Raw genomic sequence first — 25,954 nt, forward strand, 5'->3', positions numbered from 1 at the left:
CGCCCGTGCCCGCCCGTGTCCTGCGGCTCGCGCACGGCGGCGCCGGTGGCGGTGACCGGGCGCGTGCGCATCGGCTCGCCGAGCGCCTGGGTCGGCTGCGCCACCACGGCCGTGGGCCGCGTGTCGCTGCGCTCCCGGCCCTCTATCGCCAGCGCGGCGAAGCGGTTGGCGGACACCGCGGCCGAGGGCCGCACCTGCTCGGAGGCGGCGAGCATCGAGGCGAGCAGCCCGGCGAGGTCGTCCGGCGCTCCTATGGCGCTGAGCGGCTCGGTGTCCGGGCCGGCCAGATCGGTCGGCTCCACCCGCGGCGGCGTGCCCACCATCGCGGTCCACAGGATGGCCGCGAGCGCGTAGACGTCGGAGGCCGCGCCGGGCGGGACGGGGCGGCCCGCGCCGGCTCCCGGGTACGGCGCGACGAGCCGGGTGGGCTCCTCGGCCCCGGCGCCGGAGCCCGGCGGCAGGAACCGGGTCGCGTCCTGGTCGCCGGGACCGGAACCCGGCTGCACCAGCCGGGTCGCGTCCTCGTCCGTGCCCGCGGCCGGCTGGATGCGGGTCGCGTCGGCCTCGGGACTGCCCTCGGCGCCCTGCGCGCCCTGGCCGGGCCGGCTCGGCGGCGGGACCAGCCGGGTGGCCTCGTCGTCCGGGCTGACGAACCCGGCGCCGCGTCCGCTGCCCGCGGGCGCCTGCGCCCCGTCCGCGTCCTGGGCGATGCCGAGGCCGACGTCGGTCAGCTTCACCCGCCGGTCGTCGAGCACCGAGACGGTCTCCGGGCCGAGCACCCCGTCGACCAGGCCGACCGAGTGCAGCGCGGCCAGGGCCTCGGCGATCTGCTGGCCCCAGTCCGCCGCGCGCTGCCAGCTCTGGCGTCCGGTGGCCATGATCTGGCCCAGGGTGCGCCCGCCGGTCCACTCGGACACGACGTAGCGCATGCCCTGTTCCTGGCCCACGTCGTAGACCTGCGCGATGTTCGGGTGCCCGAGCCTGGCCACCTGCGCGACCACCGAGTGCGCCTGCTGCTCGATGTCGGCCTCGACCTGCTCCTCGACCGGAAGCAGCCGCATCATGACCGGGCGGCTGAGCGTCTCGTCGAATCCCTGCCAGATCTCCTCGGGCCAGGTTCCGCCGCCGGTGGGCCGCTCAAGCCGGTATCGCCCGGCGATCAGCGCTCCGGCCTGCCCGGAAGTCGTCATTCGTCCGCCTCTTGGTCACGCATCGCGTTCAGGTCGCCCCCCATTGTCGCCCATCGGAGTCCCGGTGGCGTCTAGAGGAGATGTCGGATCAGCACGAAGAGCAGCTCGATGCCCTGGCCGCCCAGCCAGTAGAACAGCAGGGCGCTCCAGGCCACCACGTAGACCCAGCCGAGCCGTCTGGCCCACAGGGCCAGCCCCAGCCCGTCCAGGGCGCCCCCCGCGGCGTTGATGGCCCGCAGCGCGGCGTTCCCGCGCCGGATCGCGGCGACGCCGCCGAGTATCGGCAGAATCCACCCGATCGAGGCCACGATGATGGCGCCCACCGCTGCGTTCGCCGTGCCCTGCGGACCGTCCGACTCCGAGGACGAGCCCAGGCCGCGCTGCCCCGGCGCCACCGGTCCCCCGGTGGCCTTCGGCTGGTAGCGCGGGCGTCCGAGTTCGGGGCCGTGCGGATCCGACATGTCCCGCACCATAGCGCGTGGCACGGTGTCCGGGTGTGCCACCCTCGACGAGCGGTGGCTTCGATCCCGTTGTGCGGCCAGCCTTGTGACGCCGACTCAGGTTTTTCGCATCGGCCTCGGCCTGCGTCCTGCGCCTCGGCCCCGTCCGCGCTCCTCAGCCCTCGATGTCCCGCGCCTCGTCCCGCTGCTGCGCCAGCTGCTCCACCAGCCGGGCCAGCGCGGGCAGCGCGTCGTCGATCGCCTCGCGCTCGGCCGGGTCGAGCTCGGCTAGGGCCGCGGCGATGCGGCGCCGGTGCGCCGCGTTCCACTCGGTCAGCTGCTCGCGGCCCGCCTCGCTCAGCGCCACCACGGCCACCCGGCGGTCGCGGGTGTCGGTGCCCCGCTCGACCAGCCCCGCGTTGATCATCTGCGAGATGAGCCCGCTGACGGTGGACGGCGCGAGCCGCAGCCGGGCCGCGAGGTCCCCGACCCGGGCCGGCGCCGTCTCGGCCAGCGACTGGAGCAGCTCCACCTGGGCCATCGGCAGCGACTCCCACGGGTAGTCGGCCCGGATGCTCGTGCGCAGCACCCGCCGCAGCCGCGCCACCACGTCCGTCAGCCGCCGCGCGTCCCCCTGCGGCTCGGCCCCGCCGTGCTCCCCGACCTGCCCGACGCCGCCCGCCTCGGCCGATCCCGCCGCTCCCCGAGGTCTCTGGCGCGGCCGCCCGGTGGCCGGACCCGGTACCGCGACGCCGCTCTCCGCCCTGGTCATGGGGGTACTTTAGCCGCCCGCAAACCGGCGCTTCCGTGGCGTCCACCAACCCGCCGCCCAACCGAATATTTCTGCTCCCAAGCTAATTGGCTACACTGAGAATCATGGCCTCGCACTCCCCCCAAGCCGTGCTCACCCGACTGACCGGCAGCCCCCTCGCGCTGGCGCTGGCCACCGAGCGGGCCCGGCCGCGGCGGATCCGCGAGCTGCCCAACGGCTGGTGGCTGGCCGTCGCCACGGTGTGCTTCGGCGCGTTCATGGGGCAGCTCGACGCGTCCATAGCCACGCTCACCTACGGGGCCCTGCGCACCCGGTTCGACGCCTCCGACGCGGCGGTCTCCTGGGTCTCGCTCGGGTACATGCTGGTGCTGGTCGCGCTGCTGGTGCCGATCGGGCGCTTCTCCGACGCGCACGGGCGCAAGCTCTGCTACCTCTACGGATTCCTCGTGTTCACCGCGGCCTCCGCGGCCTGCGGCCTCGCCCCGAGCCTGGCCGCGCTGATCGTCTTCCGACTGCTCCAGGCGTTCGGCGCGGCGCTGCTGCAGGCCAACAGCGTCGCCCTGGTCACCACCAGCGCGCCGCGCAACCGGATGCGGGCGGCGCTCGGCGTGCAGGCCGGGGCCCAGGCCCTCGGGCTCGCGCTCGGACCGGCGCTCGGCGGCCTGCTGGTGAGCACGCTCGGCTGGCGGTGGGTGTTCCTGGTCAACGTCCCGATCGGACTGGTCGCGGTCGTGGCCGGGCACTACCTGCTGCCGCGCACCAGGACCAAGGCGCCCACGACCGGCTTCGACTGGCTCGGCCTCGCCCTGCTCGCCCTGGCCGGCACCACGCTGCTGCTGGGCATCTCGGCGGCCTCCGGGCTCGGCCTGCCCGGCGGCGCGACGGCAGCCCTGTTCGTACTCGCCGGGGCCGCGGCCTACGGGTTCTGGCGCCGCATCGGCCGAGCCGCGCATCCGCTGGTGGACCCGATCCTGTTGCGCACAAGGCAGATCTCGGCCGGACTCCTCGGCGCCCTCGGCGGCTACCTGGTGCTGTTCGGCCCGCTCGTGCTCGTCCCCGACGTGCTCGGCCCGGCCCACGGCGCGGCCAGGGCGGGCCTCGTGCTCACCGCCCTGCCACTCGGTTTCGCCGCCGCGGCCCTGGGCGCCAACCGCGTGCTGCCGCGCGGCTGGACCGACCGCCGCCGGGCGCTGGCCGGCTCCGCCCTGGCCGCCGCGGCCCTGGCCGCGCTGATCCCGCTGCCGTTCACCCCGCCCGCGCTGATCCCGATCTTCGCCGTGCTGGGTCTGGGCCTCGGCACCTTCACCCCGGCCAACAACACCCTCGTGATGGGCGCGATCCCGGCCCGTGCGGCCGGCACCGGGGGCGGCCTGGTGAACATGACCCGCGGCCTCGGCACGGCCCTCGGCGTGGCCCTGGTGACGCTCACCCTCGCCCTGGTACCCGACCTCGACCGCGCCGCGCACTGGGCCACCGCCCTGCTCGCGCTCGTCGCCGCGGGCGTGTTCGCCAGCAACCTGCTGCACCCGGCCCACCCGGCCAACCCGGCGGGCCGGGCACATGGCGCCGACGTTCCCCCGGCGATGATCGAGCCCTGAACAGCCGGCCCCACTGCCCGGCCTGGGCTGAGCCCGGACAAGACGAACGCCCCCGCCGTGCCGAAGCACGACGGGGGCGTTGCGTTCAGGCAGAGCCCTGACTTCAGCCGGCGTACCCGCCGAAGTCGTACTCCTCAAGCGGAACGGCCTGGCCCGAGCCGCCCATGGCGAACGGGCTGTAGTCCAGCTCGTCGTAGCCGGCCAGGGTGTACATCTGAGCCTTGGCCTCTTCGGTCGGGTCGACCTTGATGTTCCGGTAGCGCTGCATGCCGGTACCGGCCGGGATCAGCTTGCCGATGATCACGTTCTCCTTCAGACCGACCAGCGAGTCCGACTTGCCGTGGATGGCGGCGTCGGTCAGCACCCGGGTCGTCTCCTGGAAGGAGGCGGCCGAGAGCCAGGACTCGGTGGCCAGCGAGGCCTTCGTGATACCCATCAGCTGCGGACGGCCGGAGGCGGGCTGGCCGCCCTCCTCCACCACGCGCCGGTTCTCGCCCTCGAACTTGCCGCGCTCGACCAGGTCGCCCGCGAGCAGCTCGGAGTCGCCGGTCTCGATGATCGTCACCCGGCGCAGCATCTGCCGGACGATGATCTCGATGTGCTTGTCGTGGATCGAGACACCCTGGCTCCGGTACACGCCCTGGACCTCGGCGACCAGGTGCATCTGCACCGCCCGCTGGCCCAGCACGCGCAGCACGTCGTGCGGGTTGGCCGCACCGTTGACCAGCTTCTGGCCGACCGTGACGGACTCGCCCTCGGACACCAGCAGCTTCGAGCGCCGCGAGACCGGGTAGGCGATCTCCTCGGAGCCGTCCGACGGCACGATCACGATCTTGCGGGTGCGGTCGGTGTCCTCGATCTTGACGACACCGACGGCCTCCGCGATCGGGGCCACACCGCGCGGGTTACGCGCCTCGAAGAGCTCGATGACACGCGGCAGACCCTGGGTGATGTCGTCACCGCCGACCGCGCCACCGGTGTGGAAGGTACGCATCGTCAGCTGCGTACCGGGCTCACCGATGGACTGGGCCGCGATGATGCCGACCGCCTCGCCGACGTCCACCAGCTTGCCAGTGGCCAGCGAACGGCCGTAGCACATCGCGCAGGTGCCGACCTTCGACTCACAGGTGAGCACCGAACGCGCCTTGACCTCGGCCACGCCGGCCTTGATCAGCTCGCCGATGACCACGTCGCCGAGGTCCGCGCCGGCCTTGATCAGGGTCTTGCCCTCGTGCACGACGTCCTCGGCGAGGGTGCGCGAGTACACCGAGGACTCGACGTCCTCGTCCTGGATCAGGGCGCCGGACTCGGTGCGGTCCGCGATCTTCATCACGATGCCGCGCTCGGTCCCGCAGTCCTCCTCGCGGATGATCACGTCCTGCGACACGTCCACCAGACGACGGGTCAGGTAACCCGAGTCGGCGGTACGCAGCGCGGTGTCGGCCAGACCCTTTCGGGCACCGTGGGTGGAGATGAAGTACTCCAGCACGGTCAGGCCCTCACGGAACGAGGCCTTGATCGGACGGGCGATGGTCTCGTTCTTCGCGTTCGACACCAGGCCGCGCATACCGGCGATCTGGCGCATCTGCATCATGTTTCCTCGGGCACCCGAGTCGACCATCATGAAGATGGGGTTCTCCCGCGGGAAGTTCTTCTCCATCGCCTTGGCCACCTCGTTGGTGGCCTCGGTCCAGATGCCGATGAGCTCTTCCGTGCGCTCCTGCTTGGTGATCAGACCGCGCTCGTACTGCTTCTGCACCCGGTCGGCCTTGGCCTCGTAGCCCTCGAGGATCTGGCCCTTGCTCGGGGGCACCACGATGTCCTCGATGGCGATGGTCACGCCGGAACGGGTGGCCCAGTGGAAGCCCGCCGCCTTCAGGTTGTCCAGGGTCATCGCGACCTGGACCTTCGGGTAGCGCTCGGCCAGGTCGTTGACGATCGAGCTGAGCTGCTTCTTCGCGATCGGCCGGTTCTCGTACGGGTAGTCCAGCGGCAGAGCCTCGTTGAAGATGGCCCGGCCGAGGGTCGTGCGGATCCGGAACGGCTGGCCGGACTCCCAGCCCTCGGGAGCCTCCCAGTCGCGCGGCGGCACGGCCTCGATCAGCCGCAGGTCGATCGGCGTCTGCAGATCGAGCTCGCGGTTGTCGAACGCCATGATCGCCTCGGAGACCGAGCCGAAGGCCCGACCCTCGCCGCGCACGTTCTCCTTGTTCATGGTCAGGAAGAACAGACCGAGGACCATGTCCTGGGTCGGCGCGGTGATCGGACGGCCGTTGGCCGGCGAGAGGATGTTGTTCGAGGACAGCATCAGGATGCGGGCCTCGGCCTGCGCCTCCGCCGACAGCGGCAGGTGCACGGCCATCTGGTCGCCGTCGAAGTCCGCGTTGAACGCGGTACACACGAGCGGGTGGATCTGGATCGCCTTGCCCTCGACCAGCTGCGGCTCGAAGGCCTGGATGCCCAGGCGGTGCAGCGTGGGGGCGCGGTTGAGCAGCACCGGGTGCTCGGTGATGACCTCTTCCAGCACGTCCCACACGACCGAGCGGGCCCGCTCGACCATGCGCTTGGCCGACTTGATGTTCTGCGCGTGGTTCAGGTCCACCAGGCGCTTCATCACGAACGGCTTGAACAGCTCGAGCGCCATCGCCTTGGGCAGGCCGCACTGGTGCAGCTTGAGCTGCGGGCCGACCACGATGACGGAACGGGCCGAGTAGTCCACGCGCTTGCCGAGCAGGTTCTGGCGGAACCGGCCCTGCTTGCCCTTGAGCATGTCGCTCAGGGACTTGAGCGGACGGTTGCCCGGACCGGTGACCGGACGGCCGCGGCGGCCGTTGTCGAACAGCGAGTCCACGGCCTCCTGCAGCATCCGCTTCTCGTTGTTCACGATGATCTCGGGCGCGCCGAGGTCGAGCAGCCGCTTGAGCCGGTTGTTCCGGTTGATCACGCGGCGGTACAGGTCGTTGAGGTCCGAGGTGGCGAAGCGGCCACCGTCGAGCTGGACCATCGGACGCAGGTCCGGCGGGATCACCGGGACGCAGTCGAGCACCATGCCCATCGGGCTGTTGTTCGTCTGCAGGAACGCCGAGACGACCTTCAGCCGCTTGAGGGCGCGGGTCTTCTTCTGGCCCTTGCCCGAGCGGATGATCTCGCGCAGGTTCTCCGCCTCGGCGTCGAGGTCGAAGCTCTCCAGCCGCTTCTGCAGCGCCGCGGCGCCCATACCGCCGGAGAAGTACAGACCGAAGCGGTCGCGCATCTCCCGGTAGAGCACCTCGTCGCCCTCGAGGTCCTGGACCTTGAGGTTCTTGAAGCGGGACCAGACCTCGTCGAGCCGGTCCAGGTCGCGCTGGGCCCGGTCGCGGATCTGCTTCATCTCGCGCTCGGCGCCCTCGCGCACCTTGCGGCGCGCGTCGGCCTTGGCGCCCTCGGCCTCGAGCACGCCGAGGTCCTCCTCCAGCTTGCGCTGGCGGGTCTCGAGCTCGGAGTCGCGGCGCTGCTCCATCTGCTGGCGCTCCACCGAGATCTTCGCCTCGAGGGAGGGCAGGTCGCGGGTGCGGCGCTCGGTGTCGACCCAGGTGATCATGTACGCGGCGAAGTAGATGACCTTCTCGAGGTCCTTCGGCGCGAGGTCGAGCAGGTAGCCGAGCCGGCTGGGCACACCCTTGAAGTACCAGATGTGCGTGACCGGAGCGGCCAGCTCGATGTGGCCCATCCGCTCACGGCGCACCTTGGCGCGCGTGACCTCCACGCCGCAGCGCTCGCAGATGATGCCCTTGAACCGGACGCGCTTGTACTTGCCGCAGTAGCACTCCCAGTCCCGGGTGGGACCGAAGATCTTCTCGCAGAACAAGCCGTCCTTCTCCGGCTTGAGGGTCCGGTAGTTGATGGTCTCCGGCTTCTTCACCTCGCCGTAGGACCACTCCCGGATGTGCTCCGCGCTGGCCAGACCGATCCGCAGTTCATCGAAGAAGTTGACGTCGAGCATGTTTATCAGTCCCCTCAGACTTCCTCGACGCTGCTCGGCTCACGCCGGGACAGGTCGATACCGAGCTCTTCAGCGGCACGGAAGACGTCCTCGTCCGTGTCGCGCATCTCAATGGAGTTGCCGTCCGAGGACAGCACCTCCACGTTGAGGCAGAGCGACTGCATTTCCTTGATCAGCACCTTGAACGACTCGGGGATGCCGGGTTCGGGAATGTTCTCGCCCTTGACGATGGCCTCGTAGACCTTCACGCGGCCGGTGACGTCGTCGGACTTGATGGTCAGCAGTTCCTGCAGGGCGTAGGCGGCGCCGTAGGCCTCCAGGGCCCACACCTCCATCTCGCCGAAACGCTGTCCACCGAACTGCGCCTTACCACCGAGCGGCTGCTGGGTGATCATCGAGTACGGACCGGTCGAACGGGCGTGGAGCTTGTCGTCGACCAGGTGGTGCAGCTTCAGGATGTACATGTAGCCGATCGAGATCGGGTACGGGAACGGCTCCCCGGAGCGGCCGTCGAACATCTTGGCCTTGCCGGTGCGGTTGACGATCTGCACGCCGTCGCGGTTGGCCAGGGTCGAGTCGAGCATGCCGCTGATCTCGTCCTCGCGCGCGCCGTCGAAGACCGGGGTACCGACGTTGGTGCCGGGCTCGGACTCGTCCGCGCCGATGGCCTTGAGCCGCCGCTTCCAGTCCTCGTCGTCGCCCTCGACCTTCCAGCCGGTCTTGGCGATCCACCCGAGGTGGGTCTCCATGACCTGTCCCGGGTTCATTCGGGACGGCACGCCGAGCGGGTTGAGGATGATGTCGACCGGGGTCCCGTCCTCGAGGAACGGCATGTCCTCCGGCGGCAGGATCTTGGCGATGACACCCTTGTTGCCGTGGCGTCCGGCCAGCTTGTCGCCGTGGGTGATCTTGCGCTTCTGGGCCACGTAGACGCGCACCAGCTGGTTCACGCCCGGAGGCAGCTCGTCGCCCTCCTCGCGGTCGAAGATGCGCACGCCGATGACCTTGCCCTCTTCACCGTGCGGCACCTTGAGCGAGGTGTCGCGCACCTCGCGGGCCTTCTCGCCGAAGATGGCGCGCAGCAGCCGCTCCTCCGGGGTCAGCTCGGTCTCGCCCTTGGGGGTGACCTTGCCGACCAGGATGTCGCCGGGGACGACGTCCGCGCCGATCCGGATGATGCCGCGGTCGTCGAGGTCCGCCAGGACCTCCTCGGAGACGTTCGGGATGTCCCGGGTGATCTCCTCGGGGCCGAGCTTGGTGTCCCGCGCGTCGACCTCGTGCTCCTCGATGTGGATCGAGGAGAGCACGTCCTCCTGCACCAGGCGCTGGGACAGGATGATCGCGTCTTCGTAGTTGTGGCCCTCCCACGGCATGAACGCCACCAGGAGGTTCTTGCCCAGCGCCATCTCGCCGGCCTGGGTGCACGGGCCGTCGGCCAGCACCTGGCCGAACTCCACCCGCACGCCCTCGTCCACGTACACCTTCTGGTTGAAGGAGGTGCCCTGGTTCGAACGCTGGAACTTGGCCACCCGGTAGGTGGTCTGGGTGGCGTCGTCGTTGGCCACGGTGACGTAGTCGGCCGAGACCTCGGTGACGGTGCCGGGCTTCTCGGCCCGGATCACGTCGCCGGCGTCCACGGCGCAGCGGTACTCCATGCCGGTGCCCACCAGAGGGGCCTCGCTGCGCAGCAGCGGGACGGCCTGGCGCATCATGTTCGCGCCCATCAGGGCACGGTTGGCGTCGTCGTGCTCGAGGAACGGGATCATGGCGGTGGCCACGGACACCATCTGCCGCGGCGAGACGTCCATGTAGTCCACGTCGGCCGGCGGGATCAGGTCGACCTCGCCGCCACGGCGGCGCACCAGCACGCGCTCCTCGGCGAAGGAGCCGTCCGTGTTCAGCGGGGAGTTGGCCTGCGCGATGACGAAGCGGTCCTCCTCGTCGGCGGTCAGGTAGTCCACCTGGTCCGAGACGACACCCTCGACCGCCCTGCGGTACGGGGTCTCCACGAAGCCGAACGCGTTGATCCGGCCGAAGGAGGCGAGCGAGCCGATCAGGCCGATGTTCGGGCCTTCCGGCGTCTCGATCGGGCACATCCGGCCGTAGTGGCTGTTGTGCACGTCGCGGACCTCGAAGCCGGCCCGCTCACGGGACAGACCGCCGGGGCCCAGCGCGGAAAGGCGCCGCTTGTGGGTCAGACCGGAGAGCGGGTTGGTCTGGTCCATGAACTGCGAGAGCTGGCTGGTGCCGAAGAACTCCTTGATGGAGGCGACGACCGGCCGGATGTTGATCAGGGTCTGCGGGGTGATGGCCTCGACGTCCTGGGTGGTCATGCGCTCGCGCACGACCCGCTCCATCCGGGCCAGGCCGGTGCGGACCTGGTTCTGGATCAGCTCGCCCACGGTGCGCAGACGGCGGTTGCCGAAGTGGTCGATGTCGTCGACCTCGACCACGATCTCGGGCGCGCCCTCGGTCGTGGCGGCCATCTCGACCTCGCCGGCGTGCAGCTTCACCATGTAGCGGATGGTGGCGACGATGTCGTCCACCGTGAGCACGCCCTGGTTGATCGGCTGGCCGGTGCCCAGCTTCTTGTTGATCTTGTACCGGCCGACCTTGGCCAGGTCGTAGCGCTTCGGGTTGAAGTAGAGGTTCTCGAGCAGGTTCTGCGCGGCCTCACGCGTCGGCGGCTCGCCCGGGCGCAGCTTGCGGTAGATGTCGAGCAGCGCGTCGTCCTGGGTGGCCGTGTGGTCCTTCTCCAGGGTCAGGCGCATCGACTCGTACTCGCCGAACTCCTCGAGGATCTTCGCGTCGTCCCAGCCGAGCGCCTTGAGCAGCACGGTGACGTTCTGCTTGCGCTTGCGGTCGATGCGCACGCCCACCAGGTCGCGCTTGTCGATCTCCAGCTCGAGCCAGGCGCCGCGGGACGGGATCACCTTGGTGGTGAAGATGTCCTTGTCGCTCGTCTTGTCGATCGAGCGCTCGAAGTAGACGCCGGGGGAACGCACCAGCTGGGACACCACGACACGCTCGGTGCCGTTGATGATGAAGGTGCCCTTGTTGGTCATGAGCGGGAAGTCGCCCATGAAGACCGTCTGGCTCTTGATCTCGCCGGTCTCGTTGTTGGTGAACTCGGCGGTGACGAACAGCGGCGCGGCGAAGGTGAAGTCCCGCTCCTTGCACTCGTCGATCGAGTACTTGGCGGGCTCGAACCTGTGGTCGCGGAAGGTCAGGGACATCGACCCGGAGAAGTCCTCGATCGGGGAGATCTCCTCGAAGATCTCCTCCAGTCCCGAGGTGGTCGGCACTTCCAGGCCGGCCGCCTGTTGGGCGGCGACCCGGTCCTTCCATGCCTGGTTACCGACCAGCCAGTCGAAGCTTTCGGTCTGCAGCGCAAGCAGGTTCGGAACCTCGAGGGGTTCGCGGATCTTGGCGAAAGAGACACGGCGGGGGGCGGTGCTGCTGTTATTACCGTTCACGGCGTGCGGGGCGGCGGTGGCCAAGGTGACGGGGTCCTTCCGAGGGCTCGGACTCACTTCGCGCCACCGGTGCCCGAAGGGGCACGGAACCGGAGAACTCGACAAGACCGACACCCGTGGAGGGGGTGACCGGCCGACTCCGGAACGTGCTCATACGGTAGAAGGCAGCGCAAACGAGCAGTGTAGCCGAAAGGCCAACTGCTGTCGAGTCCGACTCGCGGGCTTTATGAAAGCCCAGTTCAGAGCCGCTCGGCAGAACGCTGGACACGGGCAACGCGCGGCCGTGGAAGAAGACGGCAGAACACGCGTCGAACGTGTCGACGAGGCGGGCGGTGGCCTTCGGCTTGCGCTGCCTGGGAAGGGCCGCCGCGACTCGTGCAGACGACCAGAGAATTGCGCGCCTGGGCCGTTTCGTCAAGAGTGACAAGCCCCTTGACGTCTCCACCGGCCCGAATCCGCCACCCTCGACGTCGTCCGGATGGGGGTCTACCCCACGCTCAGGGAGATCACTCGCCGGTTCGGGGATGAATTCCAAGGCGGATGGAGAACAGGGGTCGCGATACTGCCTTGGAGACGCGCGGGGGCCGCGTCGCCCCGGGCGCGTCGTACCCGTGCGTACGCGCCGCGTACGGCGGCCGATGCACTCGAAGGAGAACGGCGCGAGGGTGGCGCCAGGGGGGACCCTGCGACACGCCTGTGGGCCCGGGCGTGTCGGGCGTGTCGCACAGAGCCCTCGACGGGCCTGAGGGGCCTGGAGCGGCCGCTGTGGCGGTCGGGGTCTGACGGGTCGGACGAGGATCCGCCCGGTGAAAAAGCGCAAGGGCCGTACCGGGTGGGGCGATCCACCCGGTACGGCCCTTCAGCAAGCCGTCCTGACGCCCCCGAGGGGGCAGCGGGAACTACTTGACCGAGACGCCGGCGCCAACGGCCTCGAGGTCGCCCTTGGCCTTCTCGGCGGCCTCCTTGGTGACCTTCTCCAGCAGCGCCTTCGGCGCGCCGTCGACGAGGTCCTTGGCCTCCTTCAGGCCCAGCGAGGTCAGCTCGCGCACGACCTTGATGACCTGGATCTTCTTGTCGCCGGCGGACTCGAGGATGACGTCGAACTCGTCCTGCTCCTCGACCTCGGGGGCGGCGTCGGCCGGGCCGACCGGGGCCGCGGCGGCGGCCGGGGCGGCGGCCTTGACGTCGAAGGTGTCCTCGAAGAGCTTCACGAACTCGGACAGCTCGATCAGGGTCATCTCCTTGAAGGACTCAAGGAGCTCGTCGTTGCTCAGCTTCGCCATGATGGCTTCCTTTCGGTACTACGAATGGGGGTCGGGCGGCGGCTACCGTGAAGGCGATCGCTTACCCGTGGGTCTGGACGGCAGCTCAGCCGTTCTGCTCGACCTTCGCGCGCAGGGCGTCCGCGGTGCGGGCGAACTGCGTGAGCGGGGCCTGGAACAGCGCAGCGGCGTTGGCCAGGGACGCCTTCATGGCGCCGGCGGCCTTGGCCAGCAGAACCTCGCGGGACTCGAGGTCGGCGAGCTTGGTGACCTCGGTGGCGGACAGCGGCTTGCCGTCCATCACACCACCCTTGATCACCAGCAGCGGGTTGGCCTTCGCGAAGTCACGCAGACCCTTGGCGGCCTCGACCGCGTCGCCCTTGATGAAGGCGATCGCGGACGGCCCGGCCAGCAGGTCGTCCAGACCCTCGATGCCGGCCTCGGTGGCCGCACGCTTGGTCAGGGTGTTCTTCACGACGGCGTACTGCGTGTCCGCACCCAGGGCGCGACGCAGCTGCTTGAGCTGCTTCACGGTGAGCCCGCGGTACTCGGTCAGCACGGCCGCGGTGGACTCACGGAACTGGACCGTGAGCTCCTCGACGGCGGCCTGACGCTCAGCCTTCGCCATGGCCCTCCTTCCGGGACGGTGGTTGTGAGAACCGTCGGCCCCGCCCTCACGGGCGGCCGGAAGGACCCGGAACAACAGAAAAACCCCATGCGCGGGCGCACGGGGTCACCACCGACTCGGGCGATCGAGTCGAAAGCTCACACACACACCTGCGCGGGCCACCTGCGGTCACAGGGCCTTCGGCTGCTCTTCGCGAACGGAGAGCAGCGACCAGCGGTCATCGGATTGGCCCAAGGCTAACCGGTGGCCCGCGTCCGGTGCAAATCCCGGCCGATTCCGGGCAAAGACGACCCCGGCCCGCGTCTGCGCGACGCGGGCCGGGGCCGTGCTTCTCGAGTCAGTCCGCTGAGCCCGGTACTCCGGGACTCAGTGCCCGTGCTCCGGGCTCAGTTCTCGCTGCCGAGCGCGGTGTCGAGCTGCGAGGTCATGTCGTAGACCTCGTTGGCCGGCGGGGCGCCGATGTTCACCGGGGCACCCCAGTCGGACATGTGCATGTCCATCGTCATACCGGTCACCCCGGCCGCGTCCATCTGCTCGGTGACCTTGATCTCCACCGGCAGGTTGTCCGAGGCCGTCCACAGGTCGACCGTCTCGCCCTTCAGGCCCGCGGTCTTGAACTCGCTCTGCAGCGTGCTGATCTGATCCGCCGTCAGGTGGCCCTGGCTGGAGCCGAGCGCGAGCACCTGGGCGGCGCTGAGGGTGCCGTGGTAGTGCGTGGTCTGCTGGCCGTCCACCGTCGCCGTGCCGACCTGCGTGACGGTCCCGGAGGCGAGCAGCGCGGAGAGCTGAGTGGTCGGGTTGTAGCTCTTGGCCGAGTCCAGCATGGACGAGAGCGAGCCCGTCGCGCCGCCGGCCTTGGACAGGTCGATCGAGGCCCAGGGCTTGCCCCCGGTCATCGAGGTCAGCCCCGAGTACTGCATGTAGACGGTGGTGCCGATCAGGACCTCGCTGATGGTCTGCCCGCCCATGTCCATGCTCATGGACATCGCGAGCTTCGGGCTGTACTCCTCCTGCGCCGTGAGCGTGCCCGAGGTGGCGTTCGTGCCGGTCGTCTCCATCGTGCCGGTCATCTTGACCGTGCCGGCCTTGTCGGCCTGGCTGATGGCGTCGGCGACCAGGCTGATCGCCGAGCCCTGGCCGGAGCCCCCGGTGACGGTCCCGGGCAGCGAGCCCGTCTTCGATCCCCCGCCGCTCCCCGAGCACCCCGCCACAGTCATGACCGCCAGGGCCGCGATCCCCGCGCCGAGCCCGATGCGCCGATACTGACTGCCCATGATCTCTTGCCCTCCCGTCGCGACGGCTTTCCGCGTCGTCGCTGAGTTCTGAAATCCACATTAACCACCGCCCCCGACGGACATGCGCTCCGCCGCCGAACTTCTACCGTTCTGAGACAAAAGCCCGCAGGGGCGCCCCGGTGACCGGGACGCCCCTGCGGGCTGTCAGAAGACTGGTGCGCCGAGCGCGAGGCGGATCAGACCTCGTCGTCGCTCAGCAGGCCGCGGGTGCGGTTCGGGTCGACCGGGACGCCCGGGCCCGTGGTGGTGGCGATGGTGACCTTCCTCAGGTACCGGCCCTTGGCGGCGGCCGGCTTGACCCGGAGGATCTCGTCGAGCGCGGCGGCGTAGTTCTCCACCAGCTGCTCGGTCGAGAAGGAGGACTTGCCGATCACCAGGTGCAGGTTCGAGTGACGGTCCACCCGGAACTCGATCTTGCCGCCCTTGATGTCGGACACGGCCTTGGCCACGTCCGGGGTGACGGTGCCGGTCTTCGGGTTCGGCATCAGGCCGCGCGGGCCCAGGACGCGGCCGAGGCGGCCGACCTTGCCCATCAGCGCCGGGTCGGCGACGACGGCGTCGAAGTCGAGGAAGCCCTTGGCCACCTCGTCGATCAGCTCGTCACCTCCGACGTGGTCGGCGCCGGCGGCACGGGCCGCCTCCGCGCGCTCACCGGTGGCGAAGACCAGGACCCGGGCGGTCTTACCGGTGCCGTGCGGCAGGATGACGGTCGAGCGGACCATCTGGTCGGCCTTGCGGGGGTCGACCCCGAGGCGGAGGGCGACCTCGACGGTCGCGTCGTACTTGGCCGAGGAGGTCTCCTTGGCCAGCTTCACCGCCTCGAGCGGCGAGTAGAGGCTGTCGCGGTCGATCTTGGCCGCGTTCGCCAGGTAGTTCTTGCTGCGCTTCATGAGTAAACAGCTCCGTGGATTATTCGTGGAGTTCGTGGTCGTACGGGCCTGCGCGAGGCCCTACCACCCTTGCGTGGCGCGGGATCCGTGTGGCGGGATCCGACGTGCTACTCGGAGATCGTCACGCCCATCGAGCGCGCGGTGCCGGCGATGATCTTCTCGGCCGCCGCGATGTCGTTGGCGTTGAGGTCCTCCATCTTGATCTGGGCGATCTCGCGGACCTGGGCGGTGGTGAGCGAACCGACCTTGTCCTTGTGCGGGACGCCGCTGCCCTTGTCCAGACCCGCGTACTTCAGGATCAGCCGCGCGGCCGGGGGGGTCTTGGTGACGAAGGTGAAGGAACGGTCCTCGTAGACCGAGATCTCGACGGGGACGATCTGGCCACGCTGCGCCTCGGTCTCGGCGTTGTAGCGCTTGCAGAACTCCATGATGTTCACGCCGTGCTGACCCAGCGCGGGGCCGACCGGCGGGGCCGGGTTCGCCATACCGGCCTTGATCTGCAGCTTGATGATCGCTGCAAGCTTCTTCTTGGGAGGCATGCTCCGGGTCCTAACTGCTCAAACAGTGAAAGGGTGCCGCGGCCGGCCGATCAAAGCCGATCGCGGGATCGTGCCGCCGACCTGCGCGCTCGTCGCCACGGGCGCGGGCGGACTCATGGCACAAACGCCAAGACTACCCGAGCCCGTCACCGCGTACCAAAACGCGCGGGACGGGCTCGGGAAAGCAGGCGTGGACCGAGGCGGGCTCGGCCGGGGCTCGGGTCTGCCGGAGGTCTTCCGATCAGTTCTTCTGGATCTGCGAGAAGGACAGCTCCACGGCCGTCTCCCGCCCGAAGATCTCCACCAGGCCCTTGACCTTCTGCGAGTCGGCGTTGATCTCGTTGATCGTGGCCTGCAGGGTCGCGAAGGGCCCGTCGATGATGGTGACCGAGTCGCCCACCTCGAAGTCGAGCACCTTGACCTCGACCGCCGCCTTGGGCGCGCCGGGCTGGGCCTCGGCCTCCTCCGGGGCGAGCATCTTGACGACCTCGTCCAGGGTCAGCGGGTACGGGTTGTGCGCGTCGCCGACGAACCCGGTCACACCGGGCGTGTTGCGCACGACGCCCCAGGCCTCGTTGGTCATCTCCATGCGCACCAGCACGTAGCCGGGGAACTTGTTGCGCTTGACCTTCTTGCGCTGGCCGTTCTTGACCTCGATGGCCTCTTCCATCGGGACCTCGATCTGGAAGATCGACTCCTCGGCGTTGAGCGACACCAGCCGGGTCTCGAGGTTCTGCTTGACCCGGTTCTCATATCCGGCGTACGAGTGGACCACGTACCAGTCGCCCGGCTGCCGCCGCAGGGCTTCCCGATAGTCCTCGGTCGTGCCCGGCTCCTCGGGCTCGGGCACGTCCACGGCCGCGACCTGCTCCTGCGGCTCCTCGAGCAGCTCCGAATCCGATTCGTTCATGTCGGACACTACGGCCTCTTCTTCCCTCTGCTCACACAAAAACCTTGGGGGCGGGCACACCGGGGTGTCCCGCCCCACTTCTGTCTGTCTCCAGACTAGCCGGAATCAGCAGGGGTGTTCAGCCGAAGACGGCGGTGACGGCGTGCGTGACGCCGAAGTCGAACAGCGCGACCAGGCCGATGATGACCGCGACGAAGACGACCACCACGCTGGTGTAGGTGAACAGCTCGCTGCGGGTCGGCCACACGACCTTGCGCAGCTCGGCGATGATCTGCCGGACGAACAGGGCGGGGCTGGTCCGCTTGCGCCGGGGAGCCGACGAGCCGCCGGAGGCACGACGGGCCTTGGCCCGACGCTTGGCCGCCTTACGCTGCGCGCGGGTCTGCTTGACGACGACGTCCTCGATCTCTTCCTCTTCGCCGTCGGAAACGCCGTCCACTTCCTCGTCGGCGTTGCTGCGCGTCTGGCTCACGTGTCTACCTCACTGCTCAGTCTCGGCACGCTCTTCGCGTTGCATCGCACAGCGTACGACGCGCAGCCGCGCCAGGGCTACCTCCAACGGGAGAAGACCTGGCGCGGCTGGTGAAACATGCATGGATGCGCACATCCATCGAGCGCAGGGCCCCGAAGAGGTTCTGTGACTTGAACCCCTCCCGGGCACCACCTGTAGTGCAGGGCCGGAGGGACTTGAACCCCCAACCCCCGGTTTTGGAGACCGGTGCTCTGCCAATTGAGCTACGACCCTAGGTGAGATCGCTCTGCACTGGCGAGCATTCTAACGGGTTCCATGGTCCGACGTCGAATGCCTTACCCGGCCGAGGCCGCGGAGCGCCGGGGCAGGGCCCAGATCGTGGCCGAGGCGACCAGCAGAACAGCCGCTCCGACGTACACCGCGGGGACCACGCCGTTGACGAAATGGTGCTGCGCGTCGAGCGTCGCGGTCGGGCCGTAGCCGCCGCGAGCGGCGAAGATCGCGCCCATCACGGCCACGCCGAGCACGCCGCCGAACTCGCGGATGGCGTTGTTCACCCCGGAGGCGATGCCCTCCTGCTCCCGCCGCACCGAGCCGAGCACCAGGTTCGCGATCGGCGCGAAGAACAGGCCGTTGCCGATGCCGCCGAGCACCAGTCCGGGCACCAGGTGGCTGTAGGGCACTCCGACCCCGATGTTGTGGGCGAGCCAGGCCAGCCCGACGGACTGGCACAGCAGCCCGACGCCGACGATGGGGCGCCCGCCGATGCGGTCGGAGAGCGCGCCCGCCAGCGGCGCGGCCACCATGGGCACGGCCGTCCACGGCAGCGCGTGCACCCCGGAGGCCAGCGGCGAGAGCCCGCCGACGTCCTGGAAGAGCTGGATCAGGAAGAACACCGAGCCGAACATGCCGAAGAACATCAGCATCGAGGCCACGTTGAGCAGGCTGAAGGAGCGGCCGCGGAACAGGCCGAGCGGCAGCATCGGGTCCGTGGTGCGCGCCTCCCAGGCCAGGAAGCCGGCCACGAGCAGCGCGCCGAGCGCGAAGCCGCCGACCACCTCGGGCTTGCCCCAGCCGATCTGCCCGCCCCGGATCAGCCCGTAGACGAGGCCGAACAGGCCCAGGCTGGCGAGCGTGATGCCGGGGATGTCGAGCTTGCGGGCCGGGCCGCGCGACTCGGCCAGCCAGAACCGCGAGAGCGGCAGCAGCACCGCGCCGATCGGCACGTTGATCCAGAAGATCCACTGCCAGGACGCGGCCTCGGTCACCCCGCCGCCGATCACCGGCCCGAGCGCCACGGCCACTCCGGCCAGTGCGCCCCAGCCGCCGATCGCCAGGCCGCGCCGTTCGGGCCGGACCGCGGCGGAGAGCATGGTGAGGGTGAGCGGCACCATGATGGCGCCGCCGAGCCCCTGCACCGCCCTGGCGCCGATCAGGGTGCCGATGTTGGGCGCGAGGGCCGAGCCGACCGAGCCGAGGGTGAAGACGGTCAGGCCGATGCCGAACAGCCGCTTGCGGCCGTACCGGTCGCCCAGGGTCGCCCCGCTGAGCAGGAAGACGGCGAAGGTGAGGGTGTAGGCGGAGATGGTCCACTGCAGCCCGGACAGCCCGGCGTGCAGGGACTTCTGGATCGAGGGCAGCGCGGAGGTGACCACGAGGTTGTCGAGCTGGGCCATGAACATGGCCGTGCCCACCACGACGAAGGTACGTACCGGGTGGCCGACGGTCGCCGCCCGGACCGTCTCCGCCGCGCGTGCGGCGGCCGACTCCCGGGCGGCGTCGTCGGGCGTTGAGCTGGGGGGATAGGCCGACGCTCCCCGCGCGCCGGCCACAGTCGACTCGGTCATGGTGTGCTGCACTCCCCTTGCATAGTTATCGATTACTAACTTCGCTGGTCAAAAAGAAAGACGCCCGACGGTGCGGGCGCCTTCGCGCCGAAGCTGTGAAGTTATGCGGCCGAGGCTCGCGCGGGCTGCTGCCCGTCCGGCCGGTCCGGCTCATCGTGCCTGCCCGGGCCCTCGCCCCCTGCCGCGTCCGGGTCCTCGCGGTCCCCGCTCGCGCCCGAGTTCTCGAACCGGTCCGGCCACAGCGCCGTGAGCACCGGCAGCCACTGCGGATCCTTGCCGTCGGAGCGCCCCGCCGCCGCGATCACGTTGCAGAACATGCCCTTGGCGAAGAAGACCGCGATCTCCTCGAGCGGAGCCCCGGAGATCTCCACCACCATGTTCCAGATGTCCTGCATGCACTGGCGTACGGTGCGTTGGATGTCCTCGTCCCAGCACGCCGCGTACTGCTGCATCTGCAACAGCAGCGAGTCCCGGTCGCTCTCCATCCGCTCGACGTAGGCGTGGCCCATGGCCTCCATGGCGTCGTGCCCGCTCTTGCCGCCGGCCGAGTCGCGCATCTGCGCCTGCGTCGTGCGCATGTTGCGCTCGCACGCCGCGATGAACAGCGCCTTCTTCGTCTCGAACAGCTTGATCACGTACGGCTGGGCCACCCCGGCGCGCTTGGCGATCTCGGCGGTGGTCGCGCCCTCGAACCCGTATCGGGCGAAGACCGGAATCGCCTCGCGGAGCACCTGCTCCCTGCGATCCTCGGCCGACATCCGCGGGCTCATGACCGCGACTCCTTCCCGTTCACCGTGTGCGCCGGGCACTGCGCCCGGACGCCGGAAGCCCGGACACCGGGGACTCCGGTGCCGCGCGCTCCGACACTCTTCAAGTTAGTGACTGATAACTTCCAAGTCAAGGGTGCCACCGGCCCTGGGCTCACCAAGCCACGGGACCTGCGAAGACCGGCTCCGGCACCAGCGTCACGCCGAACCGGGCGTGCACCCCGTCGCGCACCTCGGCGGCCAGCTTCAGCAGGTCCCCGGTGCTCGCCCCGCCCCGGTTGGTCAGCGCCAGGGTGTGCTTGGTCGAGAGCGTGGCCGGCCCGGCCCCGTACCCCCGTCCGAACCCGGCGTGCTCGATCAGCCACGCCGCCGAGATCTTCACCCGGCCGTCCGCCTCTGGCCACGCCGCCGGCCGCTCCCCGGCACAGCGCCGCTCGAACTCGGCGTGCTGATCCGGCGTCAGAACCGGGTTGGTGAAGAAGGATCCGGCGCTCCAGGTGTCGTGGTCCGCCTCGTCCAGCAGCATCCCGCGCCGCCGCCGCTGGGCCAGCACCGCCTCGCGCACCTCGGCCAGCGGCGCCTGCGCGCCCACCTCGATCCCGAGCGCGTCCGCGACGTCCTTGAACCCGACCGGCTTCGAGAGCCCGCCCAGATCCTCGAGCTGGAAGTGCACCGCCGTCACCACGTACCGGTCCGAGCCCTTGAACGCGCTGTGGCGGTAGGAGAAGGCGCAGTCGCCGTTGTCGAGCACCGCCATGCCGTCGGCGACCCGGTCGTACGCGTCCACCAGCACCACGGCCTGGTCCACGCTCTGCCCGTAGGCGCCCACGTTCTGGATCGGCGTCGCCCCGGCCAGCCCCGGAATCCCGGACAGGCACTCGATCCCGGCCAGGCCCTCGGCCACGGACCGGGCCACCACCTCGTCCCACACCTCGCCCGCCGCCACCGAGAGCAGCCCGTCGCGCAGCGAGATCCCCTTGAGCCCCACCTTGATCACCGAACCGGGGAAGCCCTCGTCCGCGACCACCAGGTTCGACCCGCCGCCCAGCACCAGCACGTCCTCGCCGTGCCCGCGCGCGTCCCGGAGCGCCGCGATCAGCGTCTGCTCCGAGTCGGCCTCGAAGTAATGCCCGGCCGGGCCGCCCAGCCGGAGCGTGGTGCACTCCGCCAGGCTCACCCCGTGCCGCCAGCCCCCGCCGGCCACCGCCGCGATGGTCTCGGTCATGAGCGGCGCACCACCGCGGACGCCTTGCCCAGCACCTTCTGCCCGGCGCTGGCCACGGTCAGGTCCACCTGTACCCGCCGCTCGTCCAGCTCCTTGACCACCTTGCCGGTCACCTCAAGCAGCGCGCCCACCCCGTCGTCCGGCACCACCACGGGCTTGGAGAAGCGCACGAAGTACTCCTCCACCGCACCCGGGTCCCCGACCCACTCGGTCAGCACCCGCCCGGCCACCGCCATCGTGTACATGCCGTGCGCGATCACGTCGGGCAGCCCCACGTCCACGGCGAAGCGGCCGTTCCAGTGGATGTCGTTGAAGTCCCCGGAGGCCCCGGCGTAGCGCACCAGGTCCTTGCGGGTGATCGGGAAACTCGCCGCGGGCAGCGCCGTGCCCACCGCGAACCGGTCCTCGGCCATCACCGCTCCTCCGCCTCGTTCTCGCCGCGCGCCACCAGCAGGGCCCTGGCCGTGCTGATCAGCTCGCCCTCCTCGGTGCTCATCTCGGTCACCAGTGTGATCATGTCGTTGCCCGCGAAGGACTTGATCGACTCGACCACCACCACCGCACGCACCCGGTCCCCCGGCCGCATCGGCCGCTCGTGGGTGAAGCGCTGGTCCCCGTGCACCACCCGGGTCCAGTCGAGACCCAGCGCCGGGTCGTAGACCACCTGGTCCGCGGCCGGCATGGAGATCACGATCGGGAAGGTCGGCGGCGCGATCACGTCCGGGTAGCCCAGGGCCTTGGCCGCCTCCGGGTCCCGGTAGACCGGATGCGCGTCCCCGATCGCGTCGGCGAACTCGCGGATCTTCTCCCGGCCCACCTCGTAGGCGGCGGTGGGCGGATACGTCCGCCCGACGAAGGACTGGTCCATGGCCATGGATACCCTCTATCTCCACATCTCGAGTGCCCTGAGCTTAGCGGCGCCGGACAACGCCGAGGGCCGCCCGCCCCCTGGAAGGGGCGGACGGCCCTGCGGAAAGTCGTGTGAACGACCCGGCGACTAGCGCGTCTCGCGGTGCGCGGTGTGCTTCTTGCAACGCGGGCAGTGCTTCTTGAGCTCAAGACGGTCCGGGTCGTTGCGCCGGTTCTTCTTGGTGATGTAGTTGCGCTCCTTGCACTCGGTGCAAGCCAGCGTGATCTTGGGACGGACGTCGGTGGCTGCCACGGGAACGACTCCTACTGCCAATCGGAAAAGGCTGCTGCTGGGTCCGCACCGCCTGGGGGCGTGGACCGATAAACGGACCCCATGAGTTTACCCCACACCAAGTAGGGCCTCTGACCGCCGGAAAAGAGCGGGATGTGAGGGTACGGTAGCGGTGACCGGACTTGAACCGGTGACACAGCGATTATGAGCCGCTTGCTCTGCCAACTGAGCTACACCGCCATGATCGACGAAAGCCCGCCACTCGACGCTCGTTCGTCGTCACGGGCGGGCTGCCGACCAAGAGCCCCTTTACGGAATCGAACCGTAGACCTTCTCCTTACCATGGAGACGCTCTGCCGACTGAGCTAAAGGGGCACCGCTCCAGCCACTCGGATCCTTGCGGTTCCGCCTGACCGGCGCTGCGTGGAAAACCATACACGGCCAGCGGACCACAGTGAAATCGAGTTTCCGCCGTACGGCGTCGCAGGGCCCGGAAATGCCCGCTGAGCTGCGATGAGGCGTCTGCGACGACCCCCGGCTCCGGCGGCGCGTCGCAGAGCGGCGGGGAGCGCCACCATGTGCCTATGGCGCGCAGGACGGACGCGGAGTGGCTCGGCGAGAAGAGCGAGGCCGAGCAGAGGCTGTGGGAGGCCTACCCCCACGGGACAGTGGTCGAGTATCAGGACGACGAGGAGATCCGCGCGGAGGTCGTCGCGGCGCTCGCGCTCGGCGCCGCACCCGCCCTGCCCGGGCGCACGGCCGGGGTGCGCATCCGTGGCGCCCGCGTCGTCGGCGAGCTCGACCTGCGCCACGGTACGGTCCGTGCCCCGCTGACCATGCTGGCGTGTACGTTCACCCACGCCCTGCGGCTGGAGGAGGCCGAGACCCGCTCGATCGACCTCTCCGGCAGCCGCCTGGCCGGGCTGCGGGCCACCGGCACCCACGTACGCGGCAGCATCAACCTCAAGAACGCCGAGATCATCGGCACGGACGTGGCCGCGCAACTGCAGCTGCTCACGGTCGACACCGACTTCAACGCCGTCGGGCTGCACTGCGTCGGCCTGGTGAACCTGGTCGGCGCGCACATCGGCGCGGTGCTCGACCTCAACGACGCGCTGCTGGAGAATCCCGGCGAGCTCGCGCTGAACCTGGGCGGCGCCGTCGTGCACCGCAGCCTCTACTGCGCCCGGGCCCGCATCGCCGGACACCTGCGTATGCCGGGCCTGACCGTCGGGGGCGTGCTCTCGCTGACCGGGACCGTGCTGACCGACCCGCCGACCGAAGGCCCGTTCCTGAACCAGTCCGTCAGCGGGGACTCGCTGAGCACCGGCGGCGACGCGATGTTCGACGAGGGCTTCACCGCCGCGGCCCAGGTGGACCTGAGCGGTGCCACCTTCGGCGGCAGGGTCCTGTTCAAGCGCGCCCAGATGAACGCGCTCGACCGCCATCCCGCCCTCGCCCTGGCCGGCGCCACGGTCCGGCGCGGCCTGTACATCGGCGACGGCTTCCACGCGAACGGCACCATCCGGCTCACCGGCATCCAGATCAGCGGCCACCTCGACCTGTACGACATGAAGCCGAGCTCCGGCATGATCCAGCTCTACCAGGCCCACGCCGCGACCGTACGGGACGGCAAGATACGCGGCGACGAGGTGCACGGCGGCGTGGTCAGCTGGCCGCAGACGGTGCTGCTCGACGGGTTCAGCTACGACGCCTTCGACCCCTACCTGCCCGCCCAGGAAAGGATCAAGCTGCTGCGACGCCAGCCGCAGTACGCCGCGCAGCCGTACGAGTTCATGGCCGCCTACTTCCGCGCCCTCGGCCACGACGCCGCCGGCCGGGAGATCCTGATCGAGAAGGAGCGGGTGCGGCACCGGGATTTCCACCGGCTCTCGCGCATCGGCAGTGTGATATCCGGCACAGCCCTCGGTTACGGCTACCTGCCCCGACGTGCCGCGTTCCTGGCCCTCGGGATCCAGGTGGCGGCCAGCGTCTTCTACTCCTTCGCCATCCCCACCGCGATCCATCCGGGAGATCGCATAGCCTACGATCCGGTGCTCTACGCTGCGGATTTGTTCGTCCCCATCGTGCACTTTGGTCAGTCCGACTCGTTCCAGTCGCACGGGTTCGCCGCCTGGGTCGCGTTCGCCCTGCCGTACCTCGGCTGGGCCCTGGGCGTGGCGATCGTGGCCGGCGCCTCCCGGGCCCTGTCGAAGGGCGGCGGCGGAATAGTTTAAGATTCAACATGGTTGGGCCACGAAGAGACCCACCACCGGGCTCGCCCGGGCACCCGCGCCCCAACCAGAACGGATGGACGAGCATGACCGAGCTGCACGAGACCCTGGTCCTCGAGAAGACCGCGCAGGACCTGCTGTTCCGCGAGGCCCGCACCGCGAACACCTTCACCGACGAGCCCGTCGGCGAAGAGCAGATCGCCGCGATCTACGACCTGGTCAAGTACGCTCCGACCTCGATGAACATGCAGCCCCTCCGGGTGCTGCTGGTCCGCACCGAGGAGGCCCGCGAGCGCCTGGTGTCGCACATGGCCGACGGCAACAAGCCCAAGACCCAGACCGCCCCGCTGGTCGCCGTGCTCGCCTACGACCCCGAGTTCCACGAGCACCTGCCCACCCAGTTCCCGCACTTCCAGGGCGCGCAGGCCATCTTCAAGGACCAGGACCACCGCTTCGGCGCCGCCACCCTCAACGCCAGCCTCCAGGTCGGCTACTTCATCCTCGCCGTGCGCGCCGCCGGCCTCGCCGCCGGCCCGATGACCGGCTTCGACGCCGAGGGCATCGACAAGGAGTTCTTCGCCGAGACCGGCTACAAGACCCTCGTCGTCGTCAACATCGGCAAGCCGGGCGAGAACGCCTGGTTCCCGCGCAGCCCGCGCCTCGAGCTCGACCAGGTCATCACCACCGTCTGAGCCACGCGCGGCGGCCGCAGGGCCGCACCGAGCAGCCGAGGGCCGGCACGTCGCCAAGACGTGCCGGCCCTCGCGCGTGTTCGGAGCACGTCGGCGCAGTGCGCGTCGTCGAAGGTTGAGAGCTCCCGCAAAGATCATTCGAAGAGGTGAAGTTCCGTCACATCCGTTCCGCAGCAGGCCGGAGCGTGTGACGCTGAATTCATCGAACACGAGTACAACCCGGGGAGCACGCCATGGCCTCGACCCGCCCGCCGCAGCACACGTATACCGCGCAGAAGCTGCACCACGCCGTCGCCCGCTCGACCAACCTGGCCGAGGTCCTCACCCACCTCGGCCTGCCCGACAACCCCAAGCGCCGCCGCTACGCCGCCGAACACATCAAGGCCCTCGGCATCGACGCCACCCACCTGCGCACCGCAGCCACCCTCTACTCCGACGCCCAGCTCACCGAAGCCGTCGCCGCGTCGCACACCATGGTCGAGGTCGCCACCCGCCTCGGCGCCAAGCCCGTCGGCGGCACCCTGCACCACCTCAAGCGCCGCATCACCGACCTCGGCCTCGACACCTCCCACTTCGCCCACCGCCGCCCGAAGC

General features: G+C 69.7%; 21 protein-coding genes, 3 tRNA genes and 1 pseudogene. 4 read left to right on the plus strand and 21 right to left on the minus strand.

Translation table 11 applies throughout. The features are described 5' to 3' along the window. The 3 genes from KDL01_RS20800 to KDL01_RS20810 all read right to left on the minus strand — a co-directional run. Positions 1–1,190: protein kinase domain-containing protein (locus KDL01_RS20800; protein WP_212530220.1), on the minus strand; the 1,190-nt coding region annotated here is incomplete at its 3' end. Between the two features lie 71 nt (positions 1,191–1,261). Further along, positions 1,262–1,651 (minus strand): hypothetical protein, encoded by a 390-nt coding sequence (locus tag KDL01_RS20805; protein ID WP_212530221.1) that lies wholly within the window; start codon positions 1,649–1,651, stop codon positions 1,262–1,264. A 154-nt stretch (positions 1,652–1,805) separates the two neighbouring features. Then, complete coding sequence (locus KDL01_RS20810) at positions 1,806–2,402, minus strand: MarR family winged helix-turn-helix transcriptional regulator (protein ID WP_212530222.1); 597 nt, start codon at positions 2,400–2,402, stop codon at positions 1,806–1,808. Positions 2,403–2,506: 104 nt separating this feature from the next. Here KDL01_RS20810 and KDL01_RS20815 point away from each other — a divergent pair, with 104 nt between their 5' ends. Beyond that, entirely contained in the window at positions 2,507–4,000 is a 1,494-nt protein-coding gene (locus KDL01_RS20815) for an MFS transporter (RefSeq protein ID WP_212530223.1), read from the plus strand. A gap of 103 nt (positions 4,001–4,103) precedes the next feature. On the opposite strand, the gene KDL01_RS20820 is transcribed toward KDL01_RS20815, so the two are convergent. The 18 genes from KDL01_RS20820 to KDL01_RS20905 form a co-directional block, all read right to left on the minus strand. Then, positions 4,104–7,982 carry a DNA-directed RNA polymerase subunit beta' gene (locus tag KDL01_RS20820; protein ID WP_212530224.1) on the minus strand — a complete coding sequence of 1,293 codons (3,879 nt, stop codon included), beginning with the start codon at positions 7,980–7,982 and terminating at the stop codon, positions 4,104–4,106. A 14-nt stretch (positions 7,983–7,996) separates the two neighbouring features. Continuing rightward, positions 7,997–11,482: a DNA-directed RNA polymerase subunit beta gene (gene rpoB / locus KDL01_RS20825; protein ID WP_246576732.1), complete on the minus strand. Its 3,486-nt coding sequence runs from the start codon at positions 11,480–11,482 to the stop codon at positions 7,997–7,999. Between the two features lie 875 nt (positions 11,483–12,357). Further along, positions 12,358–12,741, minus strand: a complete 384-nt coding sequence (gene rplL / locus KDL01_RS20830) for a 50S ribosomal protein L7/L12 (protein WP_212530225.1) — start codon at positions 12,739–12,741, stop codon at positions 12,358–12,360. Positions 12,742–12,826: 85 nt separating this feature from the next. Then, a complete protein-coding gene (gene rplJ, locus KDL01_RS20835) occupies positions 12,827–13,348 on the minus strand; it encodes a 50S ribosomal protein L10 (RefSeq protein ID WP_212530226.1) in 522 nt (173 codons plus the stop codon). Between the two features lie 386 nt (positions 13,349–13,734). Next, complete coding sequence (locus KDL01_RS20840; RefSeq protein WP_212530227.1) at positions 13,735–14,622, minus strand: SCO4651 family lipoprotein; 888 nt, start codon at positions 14,620–14,622, stop codon at positions 13,735–13,737. Between the two features lie 197 nt (positions 14,623–14,819). Next, complete coding sequence (gene rplA, locus KDL01_RS20845; RefSeq protein ID WP_212530228.1) at positions 14,820–15,533, minus strand: 50S ribosomal protein L1; 714 nt, start codon at positions 15,531–15,533, stop codon at positions 14,820–14,822. Positions 15,534–15,640: 107 nt separating this feature from the next. Further along, the gene (gene rplK / locus KDL01_RS20850; RefSeq protein WP_212530229.1) at positions 15,641–16,072 is read right to left on the minus strand and encodes a 50S ribosomal protein L11; all 432 of its coding nucleotides are present in this window, start codon (positions 16,070–16,072) and stop codon (positions 15,641–15,643) included. A 241-nt stretch (positions 16,073–16,313) separates the two neighbouring features. Next, positions 16,314–17,060, minus strand: coding sequence for a transcription termination/antitermination protein NusG (nusG, locus tag KDL01_RS20855; RefSeq protein ID WP_438801975.1), 747 nt, complete (start codon positions 17,058–17,060; stop codon positions 16,314–16,316). Positions 17,061–17,100: 40 nt separating this feature from the next. After that, complete coding sequence (gene secE / locus KDL01_RS45365) at positions 17,101–17,388, minus strand: preprotein translocase subunit SecE (protein ID WP_212530241.1); 288 nt, start codon at positions 17,386–17,388, stop codon at positions 17,101–17,103. 266 nt (positions 17,389–17,654) lie between these two features. Beyond that, positions 17,655–17,727: transfer RNA gene (locus KDL01_RS20865), tRNA-Trp, on the minus strand. A gap of 62 nt (positions 17,728–17,789) precedes the next feature. After that, entirely contained in the window at positions 17,790–19,301 is a 1,512-nt protein-coding gene (locus KDL01_RS20870; protein WP_212530231.1) for a DHA2 family efflux MFS transporter permease subunit, read from the minus strand. A 101-nt stretch (positions 19,302–19,402) separates the two neighbouring features. After that, positions 19,403–20,071 (minus strand): TetR/AcrR family transcriptional regulator, encoded by a 669-nt coding sequence (locus KDL01_RS20875; RefSeq protein WP_212530232.1) that lies wholly within the window; start codon positions 20,069–20,071, stop codon positions 19,403–19,405. 151 nt (positions 20,072–20,222) lie between these two features. Then, the gene (locus tag KDL01_RS20880) at positions 20,223–21,293 is read right to left on the minus strand and encodes a UDP-N-acetylmuramate dehydrogenase (RefSeq protein ID WP_212530233.1); all 1,071 of its coding nucleotides are present in this window, start codon (positions 21,291–21,293) and stop codon (positions 20,223–20,225) included. Continuing rightward, positions 21,290–21,706 (minus strand): MaoC family dehydratase, encoded by a 417-nt coding sequence (locus KDL01_RS20885; RefSeq protein ID WP_212530234.1) that lies wholly within the window; start codon positions 21,704–21,706, stop codon positions 21,290–21,292. Before KDL01_RS20885 ends, KDL01_RS20880 begins: the two co-directional genes overlap by 4 nt. Beyond that, positions 21,706–22,167: a MaoC family dehydratase N-terminal domain-containing protein gene (locus KDL01_RS20890; RefSeq protein ID WP_212530235.1), complete on the minus strand. Its 462-nt coding sequence runs from the start codon at positions 22,165–22,167 to the stop codon at positions 21,706–21,708. Before KDL01_RS20890 ends, KDL01_RS20885 begins: the two co-directional genes overlap by 1 nt. 123 nt (positions 22,168–22,290) lie before the next feature. Beyond that, positions 22,291–22,455 carry a 50S ribosomal protein L33 gene (gene rpmG, locus KDL01_RS20895; protein ID WP_212530236.1) on the minus strand — a complete coding sequence of 55 codons (165 nt, stop codon included), beginning with the start codon at positions 22,453–22,455 and terminating at the stop codon, positions 22,291–22,293. A 146-nt stretch (positions 22,456–22,601) separates the two neighbouring features. Next, positions 22,602–22,674, minus strand: a tRNA-Met gene (locus tag KDL01_RS20900). 62 nt (positions 22,675–22,736) lie between these two features. Then, a tRNA-Thr gene (locus tag KDL01_RS20905) sits at positions 22,737–22,809 on the minus strand. A 209-nt stretch (positions 22,810–23,018) separates the two neighbouring features. On the opposite strand from KDL01_RS20905, the gene KDL01_RS20910 reads away from it, so the two are divergent. From KDL01_RS20910 to KDL01_RS44690, 3 genes and pseudogenes are all read left to right on the plus strand, one after another. Continuing rightward, positions 23,019–24,671, plus strand: a complete 1,653-nt coding sequence (locus KDL01_RS20910; RefSeq protein ID WP_212530237.1) for a hypothetical protein — start codon at positions 23,019–23,021, stop codon at positions 24,669–24,671. Positions 24,672–24,754: 83 nt separating this feature from the next. Continuing rightward, positions 24,755–25,360, plus strand: coding sequence for a malonic semialdehyde reductase (locus KDL01_RS20915; RefSeq protein WP_212530238.1), 606 nt, complete (start codon positions 24,755–24,757; stop codon positions 25,358–25,360). Between the two features lie 233 nt (positions 25,361–25,593). Then, a pseudogene (locus KDL01_RS44690) lies at positions 25,594–25,954 on the plus strand (HNH endonuclease signature motif containing protein); the annotation flags it as partial.

Source organism: Actinospica durhamensis, assembly GCF_018139695.1.
GTDB classification, from domain to species: domain Bacteria; phylum Actinomycetota; class Actinomycetes; order Streptomycetales; family Catenulisporaceae; genus Actinospica; species Actinospica durhamensis.